This window comes from Streptomyces sp. NPDC047108, assembly GCF_040643575.1.
Lineage (GTDB): Bacteria > Actinomycetota > Actinomycetes > Streptomycetales > Streptomycetaceae > Streptomyces.
Window position 1 is genome coordinate 1 of the sequence record NZ_JBEYUP010000027.1, and the last position, 24511, is coordinate 24511.

The window sequence follows — 24511 nt, forward strand, 5'->3', positions numbered from 1 at the left end:
CACCCCCCAGGTCATCCGTTCGACAGGGGGGAACAGTCATGCCGGGCCCGGAGGCCAACGGTCCTCTTGCAGGACCGCGGAAAACATAACGGGGGCGGCACCGTCCCGTACACACCGCCCCGCCCCCGGACGTACGCGGGGGGGCGGGGCGGGGCGGGGCGCGTCCGGGGCGCAGACGCCTACGCGGTGCCGGGCAGCGGCGTACGGCTGACCCGGATCTTGGACTGGCCGTGCGGGCGCCTCTCCCAGTCCGTCATGAACTGTGCGTACAGCCCGCGTTGACGGGCGAGGTCCAGCAGCGTCTCCGTGCGGTAGTAGAAGTCCTCGCGGAGCACCTGGTGTTCGGTGCCTTCGGTCCGGTCGAAGGTGAAGTCGAAGAAGCCGGACGGGGTGAGCACCCGCCCGATGTGGGAGAGGCATTCGTCGATCACGTGGAGCGGCGAGTGGGAGAACACGCTGTGCGCGTGCACCACGTCGAAGTGTTCGCTCGGCAGGAAGTCGAGCGTGAGATCACCGGTGATCGTCAGGTGCGGCAGTTTGTCCTGGAGTCCGCGCTCGGTGACGGTCTTCTTCGCGTGCATCAGGATGTCCGGCGAGATGTCGATGCCGTAGTAGTGGCCGCTGTTCAAGTGCTGTATGAACCGCCAGCCGCCGCGCAGGTTTCCGCAGCCGATCTCGAGCATGCGGTGCTCCGGGCGGAGACCGTGCTCGATGAGGTAGTCGAACTGCATCTGCCCCAGCGCCAGCCAGCGTTCCCGGGTCGGGCTGCCGATGGCGCCCCCGGGGTTGCGCTGCGTGTCCGAGGCCATGACGGCGCGGTAGTACGCGACGTGGTCGCGGTGCTTCCACCGCAGCACGGTGTCGCGTCCGGAGCGGCGCAGATACGGCGCGATACGGCCGGGGTTCCGCAGCGCGTAGGTGATTTTGTGACCGAGGCTCGACCGGTTGGAGGCGAGCTTCTTCTTCGACTTCGGCGAGGAATGCGCGGCGTTTTCGGGCATGACGAGAAGACCTTTCGTGCGGGTCATGGAAGAGGTGGTTCGACTGGTGAGGTGAGCCCGTACCGGAGGAACCGGAGAACGGGACGGGTCGGAAAGCAGGGATAGAGGTGGACGGGAAAGCGGGATCGGGACGGCGTGCCGTGGCGTTGCGGAAGGGATGCGCCGCAGTCACGACGCGGGGGCCGTCAGCACCCGCAAGGTCCGGTCCTGCCCGACCGGAATCTCAGGAGCCCTCGGACGAGGGCGAGTGGTGAGGTGGGGCTGAGTCAGATACGGCGGCGCAGCCGCCACACCGTCAGCGCCACCAGCCCGACGGCCAGTCCGGCGAGGACCGCCGTGTCGATCCACTGGAACGCCCAGTAGTCGCCGGGCGGGTTGGCCGAGTAGACGCGGGAGACGTAGCCGTGGCCGGTCATGCACTCCTTCAGCTCCCGGCCCGCGGGATAGGGGCAGTTGGCGATGGACTCGCGCCGCCCGGAGGGGGTGAGGTAGCCCCAGTTCCCCGCCGACCACTTGTCGGCCATCGGCTGTCTTCGTCCGGCTCCCTGGCTGACGTAGACCTGGGGCGGTACGAACAGGCGGGCCTGGTGCGCCCACTGGAGCAGGACACCCACCGTGCCCGTGACGACGACGGTCAGCCCCATCGCGAGGACCACGCGGCGCACGAGCAGTCCGGCCAGGGTGCCCACGGCGAGCCCGAAGACCGCCGCGGCCACGGCGCGCGGCCCGGATCCTTCCAGGGCCACGGTCTCGTACCAGTACAGGCCGTAGCTCCGGTCGGCCACCGGCTCCCACCACCAGTCGAAAAGCAGCGCCGGCACTCCGGAGACGACGACGGCGCACGCGGCGGCGAGCGTCATGCGGGTGGCGAACCAGCGGGTCCTGCTCACGCCTTGGGTCAGCACCAGCCGGTGGGTGCCCAGCTCCCGGTCGCGCCCGATGAGCGGTGCGCCCCAGAGCATGCCGATCAGGACGGGCAGGACCATGGTGAGGTTTCCGAGCAGCCGCAGGGGTCCGGTGTCCAGCCCTCGGGGAAGGCCGATGGGGTCTCGGCAGGTGAGTGGTCCGACGCCGCAGTCGCCCACGGCGCCGCTGCCCAGGGCCGAGACGATGGCGGCGCGTTCGGACGCCGCGACGACGGCGAGGACGGCCAGCACCCCGGCGCTGCCTATGATCAGCGCGCGCTGCTGGCGCCAGGCCAGCCAGAACGGGCCCTTCACGCGGCCCCCTCCCTCGTACCGGTTCCGGCGTGAGGGACAGCCCCGGGGCCGCGGAGGTGGCCGAGCACGATCTCCTCCAGGCCGGGGCGTTCGGAGATCCAGTCGCCGCGCACCGGGCCCCGCGTGCGGACGAGGGCGGTGATCTGTCTGCCGCTGGTACGCGTATGGACCACGCTGTGCTCCTCCAGTGCCTCGGCGGCGCCGGCGTGCCCGGTCAGCACGGTGTGCGACGCCCGCAGGTCGTCCACGTCCGCGCAGAGTCCGACGCGTCCCTCGCGGAGCAGGACGACCCAGTCGCAGACCTCTTCGACGTCGGGGAGCACATGGGAGGAGAGCACGATGGTGACGTTGCGCTCCGCCGCCTCCTCCATCAGCGTCGCGGTGATCTCCTCACGGACGAGCGGGTCGAGATCGGCCAACGGCTCGTCCAGGAGCAGCAGTTCGGGGCGGCGTCCCAGGACGAGCGCCAGAGCGACGCGGGTGCGCTGGCCGGCCGAGAGCCGGCCGACCCGGTGGGTCAGGGGGATGTCCCCCGCCCGTACGACGCGCTCGGCGACCGTCTGATCCCATCCGCGGTTGAACTCGCGGCCCAGGCGCAGGGTTTCGGCCACGGTGAAGCGCGGGTAGAGCGGCTTGTCCTGGGCGAGCAGCGCGACCCTGTTGCGGACGGCGGCCGTTCGGGGGGACGCGCCGAGCACCCGCAGCTCGCCCTCGGTGGGCGTGTTGAGGCCGGACGCGAGGTGCAGCAGCGTGCTCTTGCCGGCTCCGTTGCGCCCGACGAGCGCGGCGATCCGCCCGGCGGGCAGGGTCAGGTCGCAGTCCCGCAGGGCCCGGCCGCCGCGCGCACCGAACCGGAACCCCAGCCCCGCGGCGTGCAGGGCCGGCGCCGTCGCCCCCCTCATACGTCCTCCCGAATCTGCTCCCGGCTGTCCGGTGCCTCCTCGGCCGGCAGCTCGTCCAGCGCTGCTCTGCACAGCGCCAGGATGTCCTCCCGTTCCAGCCCCGCCGCCCGTGCCCGCTCCATCCACGCGGCGAGCCCGGCCCGCAGCTCCGAGCCACCCTCCGCCCCGGGCCGCGCGAGCGATCTGCGGACGAACGTCCCGAGGCCGCGGCGGCCCTCGACCAGACCGGCCCGCTCCAGCTCCCGGTAGGCCTTGAGCACGGTGTTGGGGTTGATGGCGGTGGCTGCCACGACCTCCTTGGCCGTCGGCAGCTTGTCACCGACCTGCAGTGTGCCCATCCGCAGCGCCTGCTCGGTCTGCTGCACGATCTGCACGTACGCGGGTACGCCGCTCCGCCGGTCGATCCGGTAGTCGACCACCGCCACCTTCCATGTTTCACTAGTTAAGTAGTGAAAGCATGGATCACGCGTGGGACGGGTGTCAAACCCCTGACGGGAGAACGGGATTCCGGGGGCGTGCCCCGGGCCGCGCGCCACCCGGCGCGGTGAGCGCCCCGCGGTCAGGCGCCGGTGTCCGGCGCGCCGGCCGCCGTACCGTCCTGCGGTCCGATCGTGCGCGCCCGCACCGGACCGCGTACGGCGTGCATCACCAGCACCGCGAGGTCGTCCTCCATCGGCTCCGGGGCAAAGTCGTGGGCCACCTGACGTACGCGCTCCGCCACCGCCATGGCGCCCATGCCTGCACATCCGCGCAGCACCTCGGACAGCCCGTCGTCGTCGTCCAACTGCCGGTTGCCGTTGCGGCGTTCGGTCACGCCGTCGGTCACGCACAGCAAGGTCTCGCCGAGCGCGAGGTCGAAGGTGTTGGCGCTGAAGCGGGTGCTCCTGTCGATGCCCAGCAACATCTGCGGATCCGCCGCGGGTTCCACCGTCCCGTCGGGAAACAGCCTCAGCGGCAGCGGGTGTCCGGCGCTCGCGATGGTGCACCGCGCGCCGCCCGCGACCGGGTCGGGTTCGAGTTCGCCGTAGAGGAGGCTGAGGAACCGGGGGTGCGCCTGCTCGCCGCCGTAGGCGACGGCCTCCGCGCTCTCCTCGGCCATGGCGATGTTGAGCCGGTGGAGGACGGACTCGACGCCGTGCCCCTCGCGCGCCAGCAGGCGGACGAGGTGGCGGGCCAGTCCCGTCACGGACATGGCTTCCGGGTCCTTGCCCTGGACGTCCCCGAGCAGGAAGCACCAGCGCCGGCCGCCCATGGGGAACAGGTCGTAGAAGTCGCCGCCGACGGTCTGCGCCTCACCGAACGGCTCGTAGACGATCGCGGTCTCCACGCCCGGGACCCGGGCCAGGGAAGGCGGGAGCTGCCGGCGCTGGAGCGCCTGGCTGATCGTGGTCTGCCGCGTGTACTGGCGGGCGGTCACGACCGCCTGCGCCACCAGGCGCGCCACGTCCTCGACCTTCCGGACGACGCTGTCGCTCATCTGCATGCGCCCGGCCCGCCCGAGCAGCAGCACCCCCTGGCAGGCACCACCGGTGACCAGCGGGAACGCGAGAACGGACCCGCCGGCCCCGTCGGCGTCGTGGTCCTCGGGCCACGGCCAGGGCCAGGGGAACCCGGCCGTTCGGAGGCTGGGAGGCGGCGGGTTCTTCTCCAGCACGGGGCGCAGCGTCTCGGTCATCCGCTCGTCCATGTGCCAGATCCGGGACAGCCGCATTCGCCCGCTGTCGGTGCTCAGCCATACGGCGCACCAGTCCGCGAGGCGGGGCACGACGAGCTGCCCGGCGAGCGCCGCGACCATGTCCTCGTCGAGCTGTCCCGCCAGCAGCTCGCTGGCCTCGGCGAGGAAGGACGGGCCGATGCGATCGACGCGGCGGGAGGCCGCACTGTTCTGCCGGGCCGCCTCGGGCTCCTGGTCGCGTGCGGGGCGGTCCGGGGCCGGGGCGGACGGTTCCGCCTCCTCCGTGTCGGACCGGGCGCCCAGGTCGGCCGTCACGAGCAGCTCCGGCTCCTCCGTCCGGGCCTCCAGCCGGAACCACACCGTCTTCGCCGTGTGCCGGTACGTGACACCCCAGGACTCGGCCAGCGCGCCCACCACTTGGAGGCCGAGGCCGCGCCTGCCGTGCCGCGCGTCCGTGCCGCGGCTCACTGCGCTGGACGGGTGGTGGTCGACCACCTCGACGACGAGACCCGGCCGCCTCTCCGCACCCGTCAGGCCGCCGCTGCCGCCGTCCCCGCCCACTCCCGGGGCCACGGCGGCGGGAAACCGCAGTCCGGCCTCCAGCCGCAGGATGACCTCGATCTCGGTCCCGGCGTGCATCACGGCATTGGTGACCAGTTCGTCGACGAGAAGCACGGCATCGTCCACGAAACGGTCGGTGATCGCAACGGAGGAAAGATCCGGGGAGGCCACCTGCTCCACGAGCACCGAACGCACGAAAGCCCTGGCCGCGGACGCGGCCAGCCGGTCCGACGGCAGGCTCGTCCGTGACACGAACACACGCGGGAACGACGGCGAGGGCTCCATAAGCGACCTCGGGAAAGCTGCCAGGGAATTCGGTCGGTTTTTGCAGTCTTATACTAGGACACGCCCGTATAAGTAGATCACTGAGAATGGGCTGTTATGGCACTCGATCCTGCCCCGCCCGCATCAGCGTCCACCACCAGTCGATCACCGGACTCCACAGGTCCACCGGGCCACGCCTCGGATGAAGGGCCGTGGGTGCGGGTAGCCGAGCTGCGCCCGCTGATCGCCGCCATGAGCGCGTTGTGCGACGGAGACTTCACCGTACGTGTCGATGCGGGCGGCGAGGGTGTCGCGGCCGAGATGGCCGGCGTGTTCAACCGCATCGTGGCGCGGAACGATCACTTGGCCCTGGAGCTCCAGCGCGTACGGCGCGAGATGATCCGCCAGGGCCGGCTGGACGAACGCATATCGGCCAGCCCCGGCCAGGGCGCCTGGGCGCGGAACGTCGACACGACGAACACGCTGCTGGACGCCCTGGTGGTCCCGGTCGGCAAGGCGACCCGGGTCCTCGACGCGGTCGCGGACGGGGATCTGACCCAGCACGTCGATCTGCACGACGGCAACCGCCAGCTCCGGGGCGACCTGCGCCGGCTCGGCCTCGGTGTGAACCGCATGGTGGACCAGCTCTCGCGGTTCACCGGCGAGGTGACCCGAGTGGCCCGCGAGGTCGGCACCGAGGGACGCCTGGGCGGCCGTGCGAAGGTCCAGGGCCTCTCCGGCGACTGGCGCTACGTGACGGAGGCCGTGAACACCATGGCGTCCCGTCTGACGGCCCAGGTGCGCGACATCGCGGTCGTCACCACGGCGGTGGCCAGAGGCGACCTCACCCAGCAGGTGACGGTGGAGGCCACCGGTGAGCTGCTGGAGCTGAAGCTGACCGTCAACACGATGGTCGACCAGCTCCGCGCCTTCGCCGACGAGGTCACGCGTGTGGCCCGCGAGGTCGGCACCGAGGGACAGCTCGGCGGACGCGCCCAGGTACGCGGCGTCTCCGGCGTCTGGAAGGACCTCACCGACAGCGTCAACTTCATGGCGTCGAACCTGACGTCCCAGGTCCGCAACATCGCCCAGGTGACCACCGCGGTCGCGACGGGCGACCTCGGTCAGAAGATCACGGTGGACGCGCGGGGCGAGATCCTGCAGCTGAAGAACACCGTGAACACGATGGTCGACCAGCTCTCCGCGTTCGCAGACGAGGTCACGCGTGTCGCCCGCGAGGTCGGCACCGAGGGACGCCTCGGCGGACGGGCCCAGGTACGCGGCGTCTCCGGCGTCTGGAAAGACCTCACCGAGAACGTCAACTTCATGGCGGACAACCTGACCTCCCAGGTCCGCAACATCGCCACGGTGGCGACGGCCGTCGCCGAGGGCGACCTCGGCAAGACGATCACCGTCGAGGCCAAGGGCGAGATCCTGGAGCTGAAGACGACGATCAACACGATGGTCGACCAGCTCTCCGCCTTCGCCGACGAGGTCACGCGTGTGGCCCGCGAGGTCGGCACCGAGGGAAACCTGGGCGGTCAGGCCCAGGTCAGGGACGTGTCGGGCGTCTGGAAGGACCTCACCGACAACGTCAACTTCATGGCCCTGAACCTGACGTCCCAGGTCCGCAACATCGCCCAGGTGACCACCGCCGTCGCCGACGGCGACCTGTCCAAGAAGATCACCGTGGATGCGCGCGGCGAGATCCTGGAGCTGAAGGACACCGTCAACACGATGGTCGACCAGCTCCGCGGGTTCGCCGACGAGGTCACGCGTGTCGCCCGCGAGGTCGGCACCGAGGGACGCCTCGGCGGACGCGCCCAGGTACGCGGCGTCTCCGGCGTCTGGAAAGACCTCACCGACAACGTCAACTTCATGGCGGACAACCTGACCTCCCAGGTCCGCAACATCGCCCAGGTCGCCACCGCCGTCGCCCAGGGCGACCTGTCGAAGAAGATCGACGTGGACGCGCGCGGCGAGATCCTGGAGCTGAAGACCACCATCAACACCATGGTCGACACGCTCTCCTCGTTCTCCTCCGAGGTGACCCGTGTGGCCCGCGAGGTCGGCAGCGAGGGCCAACTCGGCGGCCAGGCACGGGTCGAGGGCGTGTTCGGCACCTGGAAGAAGCTGACCACCAGCGTCAACGAGCTCGCGTCCAACCTCACCACCCAGGTGCGCGCGATCGCCGAGGTCGCCAGCTCCGTCGCCAAGGGCGACCTGTCGGGCGCCATTCAGGTGGAGGCCGAGGGCGAGGTCGCCGAGCTGAAGAACAACGTCAACCTCATGGTGGCCAACCTCCGTGAGACCACCCGCGCCAAGGACTGGCTGGAGTCGAACCTGACCCGTATCGCCGGTCTGATGCAGGGCCACCGCGACCTGGTCGAGGTGGCCGACCTGATCCTGCGCGAGCTGACGCCGCTGGTGAACGCGCAGTTCGGCGCGTTCTTCCTGGCCGAGGCAGGCGCGCAGCCCGGCGAGGGGCTGCAGTTCATCGCCGGGTACGGCACCGACGCCGCCGGCGGCAGCAGCTCCCAGACCACCAACGGCACGATCGGCCGCGGGCTGATCGCCCAGGCCGCGCTGGAGAAGACCCGGATCCTCATCACCGACGTCCCGCCGGACTACATCACCGTCAACTCCGGCCTCGGCGCCGCCCCGCCCGCCAGCATCGTCATCCTCCCGATCATCTTCGAGGACGAGGTGCTGGGCGTGATCGAGCTGGCCTCGTTCAGCAAGTTCAACGAGGTCCACCTGGCGTTCATCGACCAGTTCGTCAACACCATCGGTGTCTCGATCAACACCATCATCGCCAACTCCCGTACGGAGTCGCTGCTCTCGGAGTCCCAGCGCCTGACCACCGAGTTGCGCAAGAGCGCCGACGACCTGCAGAGTTCCAACGCCGAGCTGGAGGAGAAGGCGGCCCTGCTGGCCACCTCCTCGCAGTACAAGTCGGAGTTCCTGGCGAACATGTCGCACGAGCTGCGTACCCCGCTCAACTCCCTGCTCGTGCTGGCCCGGTTGCTCGCCGACAACCCCGACGAGCGGCTGTCCGAGCAGGAGGTGCAGTTCGCGGCCACGATCTACCGTTCCGGCTCGGATCTGCTCCAGCTCATCAACGACATCCTGGACCTGTCGAAGATCGAGGCGGGCCGGATGGACGTGCACCCCAAGAAGCTGCCGCTGACGAAGCTGCTCGACTACGTCCACGCGACCTTCCGGCCGCTGGCCCACGACCGCAATCTGACCTTCGAGGTCTCGGTCGCGGACAACGTGCCCAGGGAACTGTTCTCCGACGAGCAGCGGCTCCAGCAGGTGCTGCGCAATCTGCTCTCCAACGCGGTCAAGTTCACCTCGTCCGGCGGTGTCGAGCTGCGCGTGGAGCGCGTCGCGGGCACCGAGTTCGACGAGGCGACGCTGCGGAGCGCCGAGAGCGTCGTCGCGTTCACCGTCGAGGACACGGGTATCGGCATCCCGCCGGACAAACTGCCGGTGATCTTCGAGGCGTTCCAGCAGTCCGACGGGACCACCAGCCGCAAGTACGGCGGTACGGGCCTCGGCCTGTCCATCAGCCGGGAGATCGCCGGTCTGCTCGGCGGCCTCATCACCGCGGAGAGCGAGGAGGGTGTGGGGTCGCGCTTCACGCTCTTCATCCCGTCGCACTACCCGGCGGTCTCGCCCCAGCCGCAGACGTCGAAGCCGCTCACGGCCGCGACCACGGCCCTCCCCCCGCCGCCGCCACCCGCACCCGCCGCGCCGGCGCCGCTGCCCTCGCAGCTCCCGCCCGGTGCCGACTTCAAGCCGAGCCGGGTCACGGCTCCGGACGGCGACGGGGCGGAGCCCGACCGGATGCCGGCCCAGAGCTCCGACTACGAGGGGGCCCGCACAGAGGCGCCCCGGCTGACCGAGTGGATGGGCGGGCGTCCCGGGCGGCTGCTCGCGGGACGGCAGATCCTGATCATCGACGACGACATCCGCAATGTCTTCGCCCTCACCCACGTGCTGGGACGTGTGGGCATCACGGTGAAGTACGCGGAGAACGGCCGTGAGGGCCTCGAGGTCCTCGACCGCAATCCGGAGGTGTCGCTGGTCCTGATGGACATCATGATGCCCGAGATGGACGGCTACGAGACGATCGGCGCCATCCGCAACACCCCGCGGCTCGCCGGTCTGCCGATCATCGCGCTCACCGCGAAGGCGATGCCGGGCGACCGTGACAAGGCGATCGAGAGCGGCGCATCGGACTACGTGCCCAAGCCGGTGGACGTGGACCGACTGCTCTCGGCGGTCTGCAAGCTGCTCGAGAACGAGGCGGGACCGCCGGCGGACGGCGACCGGGCGGGCGATCAGGAGGCGGATGGGGAGACGGGTGCGGCTGAGTCCGGGCGGGCCGAGGAGACCGCCGAAGCCCGGGGGAAGGCTGCGGAGAAGGCCGAGGACGAGGAGACGGAGAAGGCACACAGGTCCGACGGAACCAAGAAGTCCGGTCCGGCGAAGACCCAGACGAAGGGCGGCAGGAAACCACCGAGGAAGGGCTCATGAGTACGAGCGCATCGGAGAAGTCGAGCATCCTCATCGTCGACGACATGGAGGAGAACCTCGTCGCGCTGGAAGCCGTACTCGGCTCGCTCGACCAGCAGGTCGTCCGCGCGCACTCCGGCGAAGAAGCCCTGAAGGCCATGCTCCGCCAGGAGTTCGCGGTCGTCCTGCTCGACGTGCTGATGCCCGGCATGGACGGCTTCGAGACCGCGGCCAACATCAAGCGGCTCGACCAGACCAAGGACGTGCCGATCATCCTGCTCACCGGCACCGATGCCGACACCGACTACGCCTACCGCGGTTACGCGGTCGGCGCGGCGGACTTCCTCACCAAGCCCTTCGACCCCTGGCTGCTGCGCACCAAGGTCAACGTCTTCCTGGAGCTTCACCGCAAGAACCGCCAACTCGCCGCCCAGGCCGAGCAGTTGCGCCGCCTGCTGGTCGGCGACGGCACCTCCGAAGAGACTACGGAAGGGGCGGAGGCGGAAGGGGCGCAGGAAGGCGAGAAGGCAGGAGCCTCCGAGGCGGGCAGCGCCGACCGGCTGACCGAGATCGTCAATCGCCTCGCCCAGATCGAACTGCTCCTGCGGGACGAGGAGGGCGAGGCGTCGACCGGACTGGCCGACCGGATCTCCGAGATGGAGCACGCCGTCGACACCCTGCGCATCAACGAGGAGTGAGCGGGCGACCGGCCGTACGGGCACCGGTTCGCCGCTCGCTCCGCCGCGTGCGGGCCTGCACCGGCACGTGACGCCCAAGGCCGCGCCCGTTGCGCCCAAGGCCGCGCCCGTTGTTCGGGTCTACCGCCGCTGGGTGTGCGGGAGCGGCTGCTCCGCCCAGATCGTCTTCCCCTCGGCCGTGTAGCGCGTGCCCCAGCGTGCGGCGCACTGCGCGACGAGGAACAGGCCGCGCCCGCCCTCGTCCGTCGTCCGCGCGCGCTGCAGATGCGGTGAGGTGTTGCTGTTGTCGGAGACCTCGCAGATCAGGTTCTGGTCGCGGATCAGGCGCAGATTGATCGGCCCTACGCCGTACCGGACCGCGTTGGTCACCAGCTCACTCACGATCAGTTCGGTCGTGAACGCCGATTCCTCCAGCCCCCAGGCAGCCACCTGCCGCCCCGCCTCGTGCCGTACATCGGCGACGACGGCGGGATCGGCGTCCAGCTCCCAGGACACGACGTCGTCGTCGCTCAGGCAGCGGGTGCGGACGACGAGGAACGCGACGTCGTCGTGCGGACGGTCCGGCAGCAGCGTCCGGACCATGGTGTCGCAGATCTCCTCCAGCGGTCGGTCGGGGTGGGCCAGCGCGAAGTAGAGGCGCTCGAAGCCGACGTCGACGTCCCGGTCGGCGGCCTCGATGAGCCCGTCGGTGTAGAAGGCGATGACGCTGCCCTCCGGGAGCTCGAACTCCGCCGACTCGAAGGGCAGTCCACCGAGTCCGAGCGGTGGGCCCGCGGGGATGTCGGGCAATTCGACCGGGGCTTCGAGGTGGGCTATGGCGGGTGAGGGATGGCCCGCCCGCGCCATGGTGGCCCGGCGCGTGATCGGGTCGTACACCGCGTACAGGCAGGTCGCGCCGATCACATCGCCGCCGTAGCCGGACCCCGCCTTCTCCGCCTCGTCCGACAGCCGTACGACCAAGTCGTCGACGTGGGCGAGAAGTTCGTCGGGCGGCAGGTCGAGGTCGGCGAGCGTGTGGACGGCGGTGCGCAGCCGGCCCATGGTGGCCGCCGCGTGGAGACCGTGGCCGACCACGTCACCGACGACCATCGCGACCCGCGCGCCGGACAGCGGGATGATGTCGAACCAGTCGCCCCCGACACCCGCCTGGGCGTCGGCGGGCAGATAGCGGTACGCCGCCTCGACGGCGCTCTGCTCGGGCAGATCGCGGGGCAGCAGGCTGCGCTGGAGCGTCAGGGCCGCGCTGTGCTCGCGCGAGAAGCGCCGTGCGTTGTCGATGCAGATGGCGGCACGGGCGCTCAACTCGCCGACGAGCAGCAGGTCGTCCTCGTCGAACGGTTCCGGGTTCTTCCAGCGGACCATCGTGGCCACGCCCATGGTGATCCCACGCGCCTGCAGGGGCACGGCCATCGCCGAGTGGATGCCCAACTCGCGCATCCTGGCGCCCCGGACGATGTCCCGGCCCACCCAGGGAGCCGACAGGTCCACGACGGACCTCAGCACGGGACGGCCGGTGACCAGGCACTCCATGGGCGCCCAGCCGACGGGGTAGCGGGTCGGCTCGCCGGGCCCCACGACGGCCTCGGGGACGTCCTCCTGAATGGACTGGTGCGCGACCCGGCGCAGCGCAGCGGCCGCGCTGACCGGCCCCGGGCGCAGTTCCTGCGTGCGGACGACGGCGTCCAGCAGGTCGACGGAGACGAAGTCCGCCATCCGCGGGACGAGCAACTCGGCCAGTTCGCGGGCGGTCTGGTCGAGGTCCAAGGTGTTGCCGATGGATCCGGCCGCCTCGTTGACGAGCGCGAGCCGCTGTCTGGCCCGGTGGTGCGCGGTGACGTCGAAGACGGTGTGGCACAGGCCGAGAGGTTCGCCTGAGGGGTCCTGGATGCGCCACAACCGGACGCGGTTGTGGCGCGGCGACCAGCCGGGGCCGGTCTTCACCGGCTCGAGCGTCTCGTACGTCTCCAGAGGGTCGCCCGTCTCCAGGACCTGTTTCGCCTCGCGCTGGACCAGCGCCCCGTCCACCCCCTGCACGACGTCGCCGAGCAGCCGTCCGACGTGCTCGTCGGCAGGCAGGTTGTCCATCGCCTCCAGCGCGGGATTGACATGCAGGTACTTCAAGTCGCTGTCGATGACGGCCATACCGATCGGGGACTGGCTGAACAGCCCGCGGTAGAGGGCCTGTTCGCGCTCCCAGTCCCGCAGCCCGGCGACGTCGGTGACGGCGACGAGCCAGCTCGGCCTGTCGGACGTCCCCCACAGCGGGCACGCGCGGAACGCCAACGCCAGCCGCCGGCCGTCGCGGTGACGGACCGCCACCTGTCCGCTCCAGCCGTCCCCTTCCTTGCGGCGGCTGCCCCGCGTCGCGTCCAGGGTGTCGCCGTCGGGCAGGAGTTCCGCGACCGGACGGCCCACGACGTCCTCCGCGCGGTGCCCGAGGAGTTCCTCGGCGCCGCGGCTCCACCTCTCGACGCTGCCGCGCTCGTCCACCACGGCGGTGGCCGCATGCGTCACGTCGAAGGGGCTGCGAGGACCCCCATGGGGCTCCGCTCCGGATCCGCTCATCGCCGCCCGTCCGTCCCTGCCATATGTCGCCCCCGGCTGTCGCCCCGGCTCTTTCGTACTCCGTTCCCATTGTTCGCGGATCCACTTCCAACGGGAAGGAAACAGCTCGGCCGGGATTACTCGATGCGCGAAATACACACCCTATTTCTGCATGGAACACCCAATAATTCCGGTTCGCAATTGCGCGACTCGCGCAATATCCAGTGCGCGGAATGCTCGGTTCAGCTCGCCGGGCGCACCCGCCGCCGCGATCCCGGAACGCCCTCGCGGCGGCCTCGTGACGTCCGACGAGCACGGCGCCCCGCACTTCGGACGGTCTTGCCCGGATCCCGGCGCTGCGGCTAACCTCGAAGGAGCATACCGACCAGTCGGTGTGACGACGCCAACAGCCGAGGAGCCACCGAGATGAGCCCCACCAATCACCAGTTCCGCTTGGCCGCCCGTCCCGTGGGACTCCCCAGGCCAACGGACTGGGAGCTGGTCGAGGAGCCCGTCTCCGAGCCGGGCGACGGCCAGCTGCTGGTGCAGGTCACCCACATCTCCCTCGACCCGGCCATGCGCGGCTGGATGAACGAGGGCCGTTCCTACATCCGGCCCGTGGAGATCGGCGAGGTCATGCGCGCGGGCGCCGTGGGCCGGGTCGTCGCCTCCCGCCGCGACGGCTTCGCCGCCGGTGACCACGTGTACGGCTCCTTCGGCGTCCAGGAGTACTGCCTGAGCGACGGCGCGGGCGTCATCAAGGTCGACCCGCAGCTGGCGCCCCTCCCGGTCTATCTGGGGACGCTCGGCATGACGGGGATGACCGCCTACTTCGGCCTGCTCGACATCGGCCGCCCCGAGGCCGGGCAGACCGTGGTCGTCTCCGGTGCGGCCGGGGCCGTGGGCAGTGTGGTGGGGCAGATCGCCAAGATCATGGGGTGCCGGGTCGTGGGCATCGCGGGCGGCGAGAGCAAGTGCCGCATGATCGTCGACGAGCTCGGCTTCGACGCCGCGATCGACTACAAGTCCCAGGACGTCCGCAAGGAACTGCGCAAGGCCGCGCCCGACGGCGTGGACGTCTACTTCGACAACGTCGGCGGCGACGTGCTGGACGCCGTTCTCACCCGCCTGGCGCGCGGCGCCCGCATCGTCATCTGCGGTGCCATCTCGCAGTACAACAGCGTCGAGCCGGTCCAGGGACCCGCCAACTACATGTCGCTCCTGGTCAATCGCGCCTCGATGACGGGCATGGTCGTCTTCGACTACGCGGACCGCTACCCGGAGGCAGCCGCCCGGCTGGCCGAATGGCTGGCCGCCGGAAAGCTGCAGACCAAGGAGGATGTCGTCGAGGGCGGGGTGAAGGCGTTCCCCGAGACGCTGCTCCGCCTGTTCAACGGGGAGAACCGCGGCAAGCTCGTCCTCAAGGTGGCGGACGCGTAGCCCGACCACGGGCGGGCGTACGCGGGCCGGAGCACGGCGACTGTTCGCAGGGCCGGACCGTGCACGCGGCCGGGCCGTACGTGGGGCCAGGCCGTGCACGCGGCCGGCCCGGCCCTCGTACGAGCCCCAGGTCCGGGGAGAGGACCGTCACCGAGCCGCCCGCCCCGGTCCGCCGCTCCGGAACTGCGGGCCGGAGCGTCCCGGGTTAGCTTCGGGGACATGAGCTGGAGGAGCAGAGTCAACCGGCACCTGGGCAAGCTGACCGGCTACGAACTGCGCCGTTCCGCGCCGCCGCCCGCGCCGCGGCGCCCCGCGTCACCCGCGCCGGGCAAGCAGAGCGCGGAGAGCGGGCCGAGCGCGCCGAGCGGACCCAAGCTGCCGGCCGACTACGACGACGAGACGCGCGAGATCATCGGCGCCGTCCGGCCGTACACCATGACCTCGCCCGAGCGGCTGAACGCCTTCGTCCTCGCCTGCCGCTACGTCGCCCGGCACCGCATCCCGGGCTCGATCGTCGAGTGCGGCGTCTGGCGCGGCGGCAGCATGCAGGCAGCGGCGCACTCCCTCATCTCGGCCGGTGACACCGACCGGGACCTCTACCTCTTCGACACGTTCGAGGGCATGCCCCCGCCCACGGAGAAGGACCGCCGCCGCGACGGCGAGATGGCCTCCGACCTCCTGGCCCGGCGCGGCAAGGACGCCCCCATCTGGGCCGTCGCCACACTGGAGGACGTTCAGCAGGGCTTCGAGCAGGTGCCCTACCCCAAGGAGCGCGTGCACTACGTCCAGGGCAAGGTCGAGGACACCGTGCCGGCCGGCGCCCCGGAGCAGATCGCGATCCTGCGGCTCGACACCGACTGGTACGCCTCGACGCGCCACGAACTCAGCCACCTCTACCCCCGGCTGGTCAGCGGCGGCGTCCTGCTCATCGACGACTACGGCTGGTGGCAGGGCTCGCGCGAAGCGGTGGACGAGTTCCTGGAGGAGACGGGCGCGCGGCTGCTGCTGCTCCGCATGGACGAGGGCCGTATCGCCGTCAAGCCGTAAAGCCGTAAAGCCGTAAGCGGCCGCCGGTCCGCGGCCGTTCGCCTCCTCCCCGCTCCACCGGCGTCCCACTGAACGATCGTGCGGCACCGGTCCGTATACGGGCCCGATGGGTGTCTCACACGGAGTTGCGGCCCCCGGGGTCCACACGCCGGGACGCAATGCGACGATGAGCGGACCATGAGGAAAGGGACCGTTCTGCGAGCGATGCGCACAGCGGTGTTCGCCGCGGTGTGCGCGCTGTTCGCCGCGCTGGGCCACGCGACGATGTCGGGTGCCCCCCTCCCCTGGTGGGCCGTCAGCGGTGCGTTCTGCGCCACGGCGGCCGGGACATGGCGCCTGGCGCGCCGCGAGCGGAGCCCGCTCGTCGTCGGTGCCGCGGCCGTGGGCGCGCAAGCGGTTCTCCACGCGGTCTTCTCCTTCGCCCAGGCCCTGACGCATCCCCTCCCCCACACCGGTGCCGCCTCCCTCGCCCGGCAGTGGCTGGCATGTCTGCTCTGCGTCGCACCGGCCGGTGCCTCAACTCCGGCCGCGACGGCTCACGGTGGCGCGGCGACCGGATCCGGCCACGGACAAACGGCGGGTCACCTGGCGTCGGCGCACGAGGCCGCGGGTCACATGGCCGGGACGCACGGCATGAGCGGCATGGGCGGGATGGACGGCGTCGGCGGCATGGACGGGCTGCCGCATGTGATGGGCGGCACCGGGCTGCCCGGCGGCGCCGTCGGCATGCTGGCCCTCCACCTGCTGGTCGCCCTGCTCGCCGCCCTCTGGCTGTCGGGCGGCGAGCGGGCCGCGTTCCAGCTCGTACGCGCCCTGTCCGCGCGGCTGTTCGCCCCGCTGGACCTCGCCGTACACGGCCGCACTCCCCTGCCGCCTCCGCGCGGCTGCGGACGCGTCAGGGACGTACGGCGTCCCCTGCGGCTGTATCTGCTCGTCCACGCCATCTCTTCGCGGGGTCCGCCGCGTCCCGTCCTCGCCACCTGACGCACAGCACAGGCGGCGCTGGACTGCACGGAGCCATCGGCCGCGAGGCGCGGGACGTCGCACACGCCCGCGACCGGCCGTCCATTCCTCCCGGTCACGCTGCTTCGCGGCGCGGACCGGAGTACGCGAAGGACCACATGATGACCAACCCTGCCCGGAAACAGACCGATCCGGATCGCCAGGGTCCGGCCGGTGCCGCCACGCCGCGGCACCACCGCCCCCGCCCCTCAACCAGCCCGTGTACCGCCGAGACCGTGGCACCCTCCGTCGGAACGACCGTCCGTACGGCGATCCGTACGGTCTCCCGTACGGCGGCCGGTCCGGCCCTCCGTCTCGGCTCGCACGCGCGCGAGCAGGGCGTCGGCGGCCGCCGGGTCGCCCTCGCTCCCGTCGTCGGAGGCGCGCACGGCGTCCCGGAGGCGCCCGATCCCGTCCGCGAAACGGCGGCACTCCGCACACGCCGCCAAGTGCTCGTCGAGCGCCGGGCCGGTGATGCCCGGCGGCAGCGCCTCGCCGTCGGCGCGGGCGGAGAGCGCGGTGCGGAAGCGGGAACACTGCATGGCCTCATTGTGGCCGAAACACATCGGGGGTCGCGGCGCACCGGGGAGGGGGCCCATGCGTGACGACACACGGGTGACGGAGTGGGCGCTGGCGGCACGGTCCGGTGACCAGGACGCGGTGGAGGCCTTCGTACGCGGCACCCAACTCGACGTACGCCGCTACGTCACCCACCTCAGCGGTGACGCGCAGGCCGCGGACGACCTCGTCCAGGACACGTATCTGCGGGCCCTGCGCAGCCTGCCGGGTTTCGAGGGCCGTTCGTCGGCGCGGACCTGGCTGCTGACCATCGCGCGGCGCACCGTCGCCGACCGGATCCGGGCGCATTCCGCGCGCCCGCGGCTCGCGGGCGTCGAGGACTGGCAGTCGGCCGCCGAGCGCGCCCAGCCGCGCGGGCTGCCGGGGTTCGAGGAGGGCGTGGCCCTCTCCGAGTTGCTGTCCGCCCTGCCGTCGGGGAGGCGCGAGGCGTTCGTGCTGACGCAGCTGCTGGGACTGCCGTACGCGGAGGCCGCCTCGGTGGCCGAGTGCCCCGTGGGAACGGTGCGGTCCCGGGTCGCGCGGGCCCGGGAGACGCTCATGGCGCTGCTGAACGAGGCGGAGGAACCGCCCCCCTCGCCCCGGGCCGACGCCCCGGCACGGCCACCGGTCCGGTCGCGCCCCACCACTCCCGTACGGCCGGGAACCGGAAGGGGAGCCGGAACCGGCCGACGCGTGGCGGCGCTCGCGGGCAGCCGCACCTGATACGGCGAGCCGGGGGCCGTACGACGCCGGTGCGCGCGTACGGCCCCCACCGGCTCCGCTACGTTCCCGGGCGGACGGCGACCGCTTCCACCTCGATCGGCGGGTTGTCGCGGAACTGCAGCGTGAACGGCACACGGTCGCCCGGCTTCAGGCGCGGCGCCGGCCTGATCATGACGTCCACGGTCGAGTGCGACATGCGCAGTGTGGAGCGCGCCGCGAGCGGAACGCTCGGCACCATGCGCATCGTCTGGGCGTTGTCCTTCTCCACCATGTCGCTCAGCATCGCGGAGCCGACGGCCGAGGACCGTACGCCCACGAGTTCGTCCGCCGTGTCCCCGGTGTTGCGCACCGTGAAGAAGGCCGCGGTGGTGTCCGGGTTCGCGGGCAGATAGATCCGGGCGTCGGCCACCTCGATCCGCTGCCCCTCGCCCGCCCTGCCGGACGCCGTCCAGGCCACCAGTCCGCCCAGGGTCAGCGCGCAGGCCAGCAGCGCCGCGAGGGCCGCCGGCACCCCGGCTCCGGACAGGACGCGGCGGGCCGCCAGGATCGGTGCGGCGTCCGGGTGTTCGGTCACGACTGCTCCCGCAGGCGGTTCGGGCGCGCGCGGCCGTGGCCGGTCCGGCGCGCGTCGGACGGAGTGCGGTCCGGACTCCAGTCGCGCAGGCGCAGGCTGTTGCCGACCACGAGCAGGGAGCTGGCGGACATGGCGGCGGCCGCGAGCATCGGGTTGAGCAGACCCACGGCGGCCAGGGGGACGGTGACGAGGTTGTAGCCGAACGCCCAGACCAGATTGGCGCGGATGGTGCCGAGCGTCCGGCGCGCCAGGCGCACGGCGTCGGCGACGGCCCGGATGTCCTCGCGGACCAGCGTGACATCCGCGGCCCCGATGGCGGCGTCGGTGGCACCGGCCATCGCGATGCCCAGGTCGGCGTGGGCCAGCGCCGCCGCGTCGTTGACGCCGTCCCCGACGACCGCGACCCGGCGGCCGCGCTCCCGGAGGGAGGCGACGAGTGCGGCCTTGTCCTCGGGGAGCGCCCCAGCGTGGACCTCGGTGATGCCCAGGTGGGCGGCGACGGCGTGGGCGGCGGCCGGGCGGTCCCCGGTGGCCAGGACGGGCTCCATGCCGAGGCGCCGGAGGTGTTCGACGGCGCGGTAGGCGTCGGGCCGGACCGTGTCGCCGATGGCGAGGACCGCTTCCGGGGCGTCGTCCACGCTGACGAGTACCGCCGTGTGTCCGGAGTCCTCGGCGCTCTCGACCGCCGTGCGCAGCGGCGCCGGGAGGAGTGCCGCGTCGCCCGGACCGGTCACGGCCACGCGGCGGCCCTCGACGGTTCCGCGCACGCCGTTGCCGGTGACGGACTCGAATCCGGTGACCGGCGGCAGGGGCAGGTCCGTCCCCGTGCGGCGGGCGTGTGCGGTGACGGCGCGTCCCAGGGGGTGTTCGGAGCCGTGCTCCACGGCGGCCGACAGGCGGAGCGCGTCGTCCGTGCTCAGCTCGCCGCCCCGCCCGGTGACGTCGATGACACTCATGCGGCCGGTGGTGAGCGTGCCCGTCTTGTCCAGGACGACCGTGTCGATACGGCGCAGCCGCTCCAGGGCCTCGGGGCCCTTGACGAGGATGCCCAGACGGGCGCCGCGTCCCGTGGCGGCCAGCAGGGCCGTCGGTGTGGCGAGACCCAGCGCGCACGGGCACGCCACGACGAGGACCGCGACCGACGCGGTGATGGCGGCCTGCGGGTCCGCCCCCGCCCCGAGCCAGAAACCGAGGACGGTGACGGAGACGGCGAGGACTGCGGGCACGAACACGGCGGCGACGGCGTCGGCGAGGCGCTGCACGCGGGCCTTGCCGTTCTGCGCGTCCTCCACCAGGCGTGTGATGCGGGCGAGTTGGGTGTCCGCGCCGACGGCGGTGGCCCGTACCTCCAGCAGCCCGCCGGAGTTGACCGAACCGCCGACGACGGCCGATCCCGGCCCGACCTCCACGGGACGGCTCTCGCCGGTGACGTGCGAGACGTCCAGGGCGGAACTCCCCTCGGTCACGACGCCGTCGGTGGCGACGCGCTCCCCGGGCCGTACGAGGAACCGCGCTCCGGCCCGCACCTCACCGATGGGGATGCGGCGTTCGGTGCCGCCCTCGTGAACGGCCACGTCCTGGGTGGCCAGTTCGGCCAGCGAGCGCAGCGCGGACCCGGTGCCACGGCGGGCCCTTACCTCCAAGTGCCGCCCCGCCAGGACGAACAGCGGGACACCGACGGCCGCTTCGAGGTAGACGTGGGCCGTGCCGTCCCCCGCCGTGGGCAGGAGCGAGAACGGCATCGTCATGCCGGGCGTCCCCGCCCCGCCGAAGAAGAGCGCGTAGGCGGACCATCCGAAGGAGGCGGCGACGCCGAGCGAGACGAGGGTGTCCATGGTCGCCGCGCCGTGGCGGAGTCCACGCAGCGCGCGGGTGTGGAAGGGCAGGGAGCCCCAGACGGCGACGGGCGCGGCGAGGACGAAGCACAGCCACTGCCAGTTGCGGAACTGCCAGGCGGGGACCATGGACAGGACGAGTACGGGGACGGCGAGCAGGGCGGTGACGCGCAGACGGTGGCGCTCCTCGCGCCGCTGCGCCTCTTCTGCGGACTTGGCGGGGCCGGACGCGGACTCGGCCGGGGATGCCGCGTCCGTACGGTTCGGGCACTCCTCGTCGCGAAGGGGGTCCGACGCGGAGGCCGGCGGCTGGGAGGCAGGTGGCTCGGGGAGTTCCGCGGTGAATCCCGCGGCCTCGACCGTGCCGATGAGGTCGCCCACCGCCAGCCCGGCGGGATGGCTGACCCGGGCCCGCCCGGTGGCGAGGTTGACGGTCGCGCTGACCCCCTCGATACGCCCGAGCCGCTTCTCGACCCGGCCGACGCAGGCGGCGCAGGTCATGCCGCCGATCAGGAGGACCGTGGAGACGGGGTCGGCGTCGCCCGGATCGCTTGCGGGCGCGGAGTCGGCCGCCGCGGCCTCGACGGGCACCGTGCCCGTGGACTCGTTGCCGGTGGAATCAGCGCCCAGCGCTTCGGGGTCCGCCGGTACGGGGTTCGCCGATTCGGGGTCCGTCGGTTCGGCGTCCGCCGATTCGGGGTCCGTCGATTCGGGGTCCGTCGGTTCGGCGTCCGGCGCTTCGGAGTTCGCGGGCGCGGTGGCGCAGGACCGCGTGGACCGGGCGCTCACCGCGCGTCTCCCCGTACCTCACCATGGCCGCCCATCCCGTGCATGCCGCCCATGCCACCGCCGCCCGGCTCCTCCGGTGCGGGCGCGTCGCCACCGGGTGCCCCTCCCCCGCTCCCGCCGCTCGCGGGGCGCATGGCCGGGGCGACCGGCCCCGCCAGCGTGCCCGCGCCGTACGAAACGGCGAACACCAGCGCCAGCAGCAGCGCGAAGCCGAGGACCGAGGGTGCGGGCAGGAGCCGTACGGTGCGCGCACGTGCCGCGGCAATGGACGGTCGACCGGACGTGGGAGGCATCGCCGCTCCTGTACGGGGGGTCGTGAGACAGCGGGGACCGGATTCACGAACCCCCGCCCGGCTCGCCATCGTGGCAGGCAGGAGCGGTGCGGAGGGGGCGATTCGGGGCCACGGAGGGCGTGAGAAATGTCGTTCCCGCCGCCCGGAACTCCCGCGTCGTTGCAGGCGACTTCCTGGGGAGTGCGCCGCCCGGATCGGCCGCCCCATGCGTAAGCGTCGCTACGGCGTACCCCGAGCCGATTTCACTTGTCCTGGCGCATCACCTGTCGCAGGCTGGCCCCTGTGAGCGCGGCGCCGTGCGCCGTGCCGAAGTGCGGCCGCATTCGACGAGCGGGCGTTCAACGGGGATGGAAGGACAGGCGCTGTGAAGCTGCGTTCCGGATCGGGGACGACGGGGAGTTCCGAGAGCACCGCAGGGCGTGACGGCGTCCATGCGCCTGCGCTGATCGCCGCCGCCGTCACCGTGCTGCTGTGGGCGTCGGCCTTCGTCTCCATCCGCAGCGCCGTGGCCCATTTCGAGCCGGGCGCGCTGGCGCTCGGGCGGCTCCTCGCGGGCTCCGTCGCCCTGGTCGCCGTCCTGCTCGTCCGGCGGGGCGGATTCCCGCCGCGCGCGGCCTGGCCCGGCATCCTGATCTCCGGCGTCCTCTGGTTCGGCGGCTACATGGTCGCGCTGAACTGGGGCGAACGCGAAGTGGACGCCGGTACGGCCTCCATGGTCGTGAACGTGGGCCCGATCCTCGTCGCGCTCCTCGGTGGCTGGCTGCTCAAGGAGGGATTCCCGCCGAAGCTGCTCAGCGGTATGGCGGTGTCGTTCCTGGGCGCGGTCGTCGTCGGGGTCTCGATGTCCGGTGGTGACGCGTCGTCCCTCACCGGCGTGCTGCTGTGCCTGGTGGCGGCCGTCGCGTACGCCGCGGGCGTGGTGAGCCAGAAGCCCGCCCTTCAGCACGCCACGGCCCTGCAGGTGACGACGTACGGATGCCTCATCGGTACGGTCGCCTGCCTGCCGTTCGCCGGGCAGCTCGTGTCGGCGGTGTCCGAGGCCCCGCTCTCGGCGACGCTGAACGTGCTCTACCTCGGGCTCTTCCCGACCGCCCTCGCCTTCAGCACGTGGGCCTACGCGCTGTCGCGCACCACGGCCGGACGGATGGGCGCCACGACGTACGCCGTTCCGGGTCTGGTCGTGGTGATGTCCTGGATCGTCCTCGGCGAGGTCCCCGACCTGCTCACGCTGCTGGGCGGCGCACTGTGCCTGGCGGGCGTGGCGGTCGCCCGGATGCGACCCCGCCGCGCGGAGCGCCGGCAAGCGGCCGAGGCGGACAGCGGCTCGTACGTGGCGGCCGAGGGCACGCCCGGCGCGACGCAGCCCGAGGCCGTCGCGCCGGAACCAGGCTGTGTGACGAGCCGCGGGGCCCGCGGGAGGGACTGAGAGCGCACCTCACGGGCCGAGGGCGTGGGCACCCGCTCCCGGGATGCCCACGCCCTCGCCTCGTCGGGGGCTCACTCAGCCGCGCCGCTCACTGTTCGCGCATGCCCCAGGGCGAACCGTAGGCGGTGAGACGGTCCAGGAAGGGGCGGGGCGGGAGCGCCTCGGGGCCGAGGATGCCGGCGCCCTCCCAGGTCTTCTCCGCCATCAGCTCCATGGCGACGACCGGGTTGATGGCGGTCTGCCAGACGACGGCCTGCGAGCCGTACTCCCGCATCGACCACTGGTTGTCGACCACGTGGTAGAGGTACACCTCGCGCGGCGCCCCGTCCTTCACACCGCGCACCCAGGTGCCCGCGCACGTCTTGCCGTGCATGCGGTCGCCGAGCGTCGCGGGGTCGGGCAGGCAGGCGGCCACGACGTCACGCGGCGAGACCTCCACGCCTCCGACCTTCACCTTGTCGGTGCGGTCGAGGCCCAACTGGTGCAGCGTGCGCAGGGTGTTGATGACCTCGGTGCCGAGGCCGTACTTGAAAGTGACCCGCTTGGCATCGAGCCAGCGCGGCATGAGGAGCACCTCCTCGTGTTCCACGTTGACGCACTCCAACGGGCCGATTCCTTCGGGGAAGTCGAAGGTCTCGGGCTCGCTGAACGGCGGCGTGGTGAACCACTCGCGGTCCGACTCGTAGACGACCGGCGGGTTGAGGCATTCCTCGATCATGGTCCAGATGGAGAAGGAGGGGGCGAAGCCCATGCCTTCGACCTCGAGGTCCGCGCCGTCGCGCACCCCGATCTCCTCGATCTCGTCGAAGAGTTCGTCGGAGGCGTAGCGGGCGAACACGTCGGACAGGCCGGGCTCGACGCCCATGCCCACGAGCGCCAGAAGGCCCTTCTGCTTCCACTGCTCCTCGAGCGCGAACTGGTCGTCGCCCAGCTTGACTCCGCACTCCTCGTACGGGCGGTCCGGGTGGGGCTTGGACAGGGACATCGCCATGTCCAGGTAGTGGCTGCCACCGGCCAGCGCCGCCCGGAACAGCGGCATGACGAACCGGGGGTCGGTCGCGTTGAGCAGGACGTCGCAGCGGTGCTCGGCGAGCAGGGCGCCGACGGCCGCCTCGTCGGAGGCGTCGACCTGGGCGGCCACGAAACGCGGGTCACCGACGGACTCCACGGCGCTCCGGGCGCGGTCGGGGTTGTAGTCGGCCACGACCATCTGCTCGAAGAAGTCCCGGCGGGCAGCGATGCCGACGACCGCGCTGCCGACTCCGCCCGCGCCTACCAGAAGAATCCTCAAGTCCGTCCTCCCGTACTGGAGTTGTCGTTGCCGTTGGCGGCCCTGCGGCCCCCCGGCAGCCATCATATGGGCCGATCACCCGGTATATCACCATCGGGGCAGTGCCCTGGGGCAGCGCGCCGACGCCGGAGCGCGACGCCCTCC

Annotated in this window: 18 protein-coding genes; 7 read left to right on the forward strand and 11 right to left on the reverse strand. The window is 71.8% G+C overall.

Annotated features, from left to right (window positions below; translation table 11 throughout):
• Positions 1 to 179: 179 nt before the first annotated feature.
• The 5 genes from ABZ822_RS30390 to ABZ822_RS30410 form a co-directional block, all read right to left on the reverse strand.
• Positions 180 to 1001 carry a class I SAM-dependent methyltransferase gene (locus ABZ822_RS30390; protein ID WP_360861370.1) on the reverse strand — a complete coding sequence of 274 codons (822 nt, stop codon included), beginning with the start codon at positions 999 to 1001 and terminating at the stop codon, positions 180 to 182.
• 266 nt (positions 1002 to 1267) lie between these two features.
• Positions 1268 to 2221, reverse strand: a complete 954-nt coding sequence (locus tag ABZ822_RS30395; protein WP_360861241.1) for a transporter — start codon at positions 2219 to 2221, stop codon at positions 1268 to 1270.
• A complete protein-coding gene (locus tag ABZ822_RS30400) occupies positions 2218 to 3123 on the reverse strand; it encodes an ABC transporter ATP-binding protein (protein WP_360861243.1) in 906 nt (301 codons plus the stop codon). Before ABZ822_RS30400 ends, ABZ822_RS30395 begins: the two co-directional genes overlap by 4 nt.
• A complete protein-coding gene (locus tag ABZ822_RS30405) occupies positions 3120 to 3542 on the reverse strand; it encodes a GntR family transcriptional regulator (protein WP_360861245.1) in 423 nt (140 codons plus the stop codon). The genes ABZ822_RS30400 and ABZ822_RS30405 overlap by 4 nt, the downstream gene beginning before the upstream one ends.
• 140 nt (positions 3543 to 3682) lie before the next feature.
• Positions 3683 to 5644, reverse strand: coding sequence for a SpoIIE family protein phosphatase (locus tag ABZ822_RS30410; RefSeq protein ID WP_360861247.1), 1962 nt, complete (start codon positions 5642 to 5644; stop codon positions 3683 to 3685).
• Between the two features lie 231 nt (positions 5645 to 5875).
• On the opposite strand from ABZ822_RS30410, the gene ABZ822_RS30415 reads away from it, so the two are divergent.
• The gene (locus tag ABZ822_RS30415) at positions 5876 to 10168 is read left to right on the forward strand and encodes a HAMP domain-containing protein (protein WP_360861372.1); all 4293 of its coding nucleotides are present in this window, start codon (positions 5876 to 5878) and stop codon (positions 10166 to 10168) included.
• On the forward strand, positions 10165 to 10845 hold the full coding sequence (locus tag ABZ822_RS30420; protein WP_360861249.1) for a response regulator: 681 nt from the start codon (positions 10165 to 10167) through the stop codon (positions 10843 to 10845). The genes ABZ822_RS30415 and ABZ822_RS30420 overlap by 4 nt, the downstream gene beginning before the upstream one ends.
• Positions 10846 to 10965: 120 nt before the next feature.
• Here the strand turns inward: ABZ822_RS30420 and ABZ822_RS30425 are convergent, their stop codons facing one another.
• Positions 10966 to 13359 carry a SpoIIE family protein phosphatase gene (locus ABZ822_RS30425; RefSeq protein ID WP_360861251.1) on the reverse strand — a complete coding sequence of 798 codons (2394 nt, stop codon included), beginning with the start codon at positions 13357 to 13359 and terminating at the stop codon, positions 10966 to 10968.
• Between the two features lie 456 nt (positions 13360 to 13815).
• Here ABZ822_RS30425 and ABZ822_RS30430 point away from each other — a divergent pair, with 456 nt between their 5' ends.
• The 3 genes from ABZ822_RS30430 to ABZ822_RS30440 all read left to right on the forward strand — a co-directional run bounded on the left by ABZ822_RS30430 (position 13816) and on the right by ABZ822_RS30440 (position 16860).
• A complete protein-coding gene (locus ABZ822_RS30430; RefSeq protein ID WP_360861254.1) occupies positions 13816 to 14829 on the forward strand; it encodes an NADP-dependent oxidoreductase in 1014 nt (337 codons plus the stop codon).
• A 219-nt stretch (positions 14830 to 15048) separates the two neighbouring features.
• Entirely contained in the window at positions 15049 to 15876 is an 828-nt protein-coding gene (locus ABZ822_RS30435; RefSeq protein ID WP_360861256.1) for a TylF/MycF/NovP-related O-methyltransferase, read from the forward strand.
• A 177-nt stretch (positions 15877 to 16053) separates the two neighbouring features.
• A complete protein-coding gene (locus ABZ822_RS30440) occupies positions 16054 to 16860 on the forward strand; it encodes a PE-PGRS family protein (RefSeq protein WP_360861258.1) in 807 nt (268 codons plus the stop codon).
• A 227-nt stretch (positions 16861 to 17087) separates the two neighbouring features.
• Here ABZ822_RS30440 and ABZ822_RS30445 read toward each other — a convergent pair whose 3' ends face one another.
• Entirely contained in the window at positions 17088 to 17420 is a 333-nt protein-coding gene (locus tag ABZ822_RS30445) for a zf-HC2 domain-containing protein (protein ID WP_360861260.1), read from the reverse strand.
• Between the two features lie 55 nt (positions 17421 to 17475).
• On the opposite strand from ABZ822_RS30445, the gene ABZ822_RS30450 reads away from it, so the two are divergent.
• Positions 17476 to 18159: a sigma-70 family RNA polymerase sigma factor gene (locus ABZ822_RS30450; protein ID WP_360861262.1), complete on the forward strand. Its 684-nt coding sequence runs from the start codon at positions 17476 to 17478 to the stop codon at positions 18157 to 18159.
• A 58-nt stretch (positions 18160 to 18217) separates the two neighbouring features.
• Here ABZ822_RS30450 and ABZ822_RS30455 read toward each other — a convergent pair whose 3' ends face one another.
• The 3 genes from ABZ822_RS30455 to ABZ822_RS30465 form a co-directional block, all read right to left on the reverse strand.
• The gene (locus ABZ822_RS30455) at positions 18218 to 18733 is read right to left on the reverse strand and encodes a copper chaperone PCu(A)C (RefSeq protein WP_360861264.1); all 516 of its coding nucleotides are present in this window, start codon (positions 18731 to 18733) and stop codon (positions 18218 to 18220) included.
• Entirely contained in the window at positions 18730 to 21081 is a 2352-nt protein-coding gene (locus ABZ822_RS30460) for a heavy metal translocating P-type ATPase (RefSeq protein ID WP_360861374.1), read from the reverse strand. Before ABZ822_RS30460 ends, ABZ822_RS30455 begins: the two co-directional genes overlap by 4 nt.
• 272 nt (positions 21082 to 21353) lie before the next feature.
• Positions 21354 to 21650, reverse strand: a complete 297-nt coding sequence (locus ABZ822_RS30465) for a hypothetical protein (RefSeq protein ID WP_360861266.1) — start codon at positions 21648 to 21650, stop codon at positions 21354 to 21356.
• Positions 21651 to 22092: 442 nt separating this feature from the next.
• Here ABZ822_RS30465 and ABZ822_RS30470 point away from each other — a divergent pair, with 442 nt between their 5' ends.
• Positions 22093 to 23076, forward strand: a complete 984-nt coding sequence (locus tag ABZ822_RS30470; protein ID WP_360861376.1) for a DMT family transporter — start codon at positions 22093 to 22095, stop codon at positions 23074 to 23076.
• Positions 23077 to 23164: 88 nt separating this feature from the next.
• On the opposite strand, the gene ABZ822_RS30475 is transcribed toward ABZ822_RS30470, so the two are convergent.
• Positions 23165 to 24367, reverse strand: coding sequence for a saccharopine dehydrogenase C-terminal domain-containing protein (locus ABZ822_RS30475; protein WP_360861268.1), 1203 nt, complete (start codon positions 24365 to 24367; stop codon positions 23165 to 23167).
• Between the last annotated feature and the right edge of the window lie 144 nt (positions 24368 to 24511).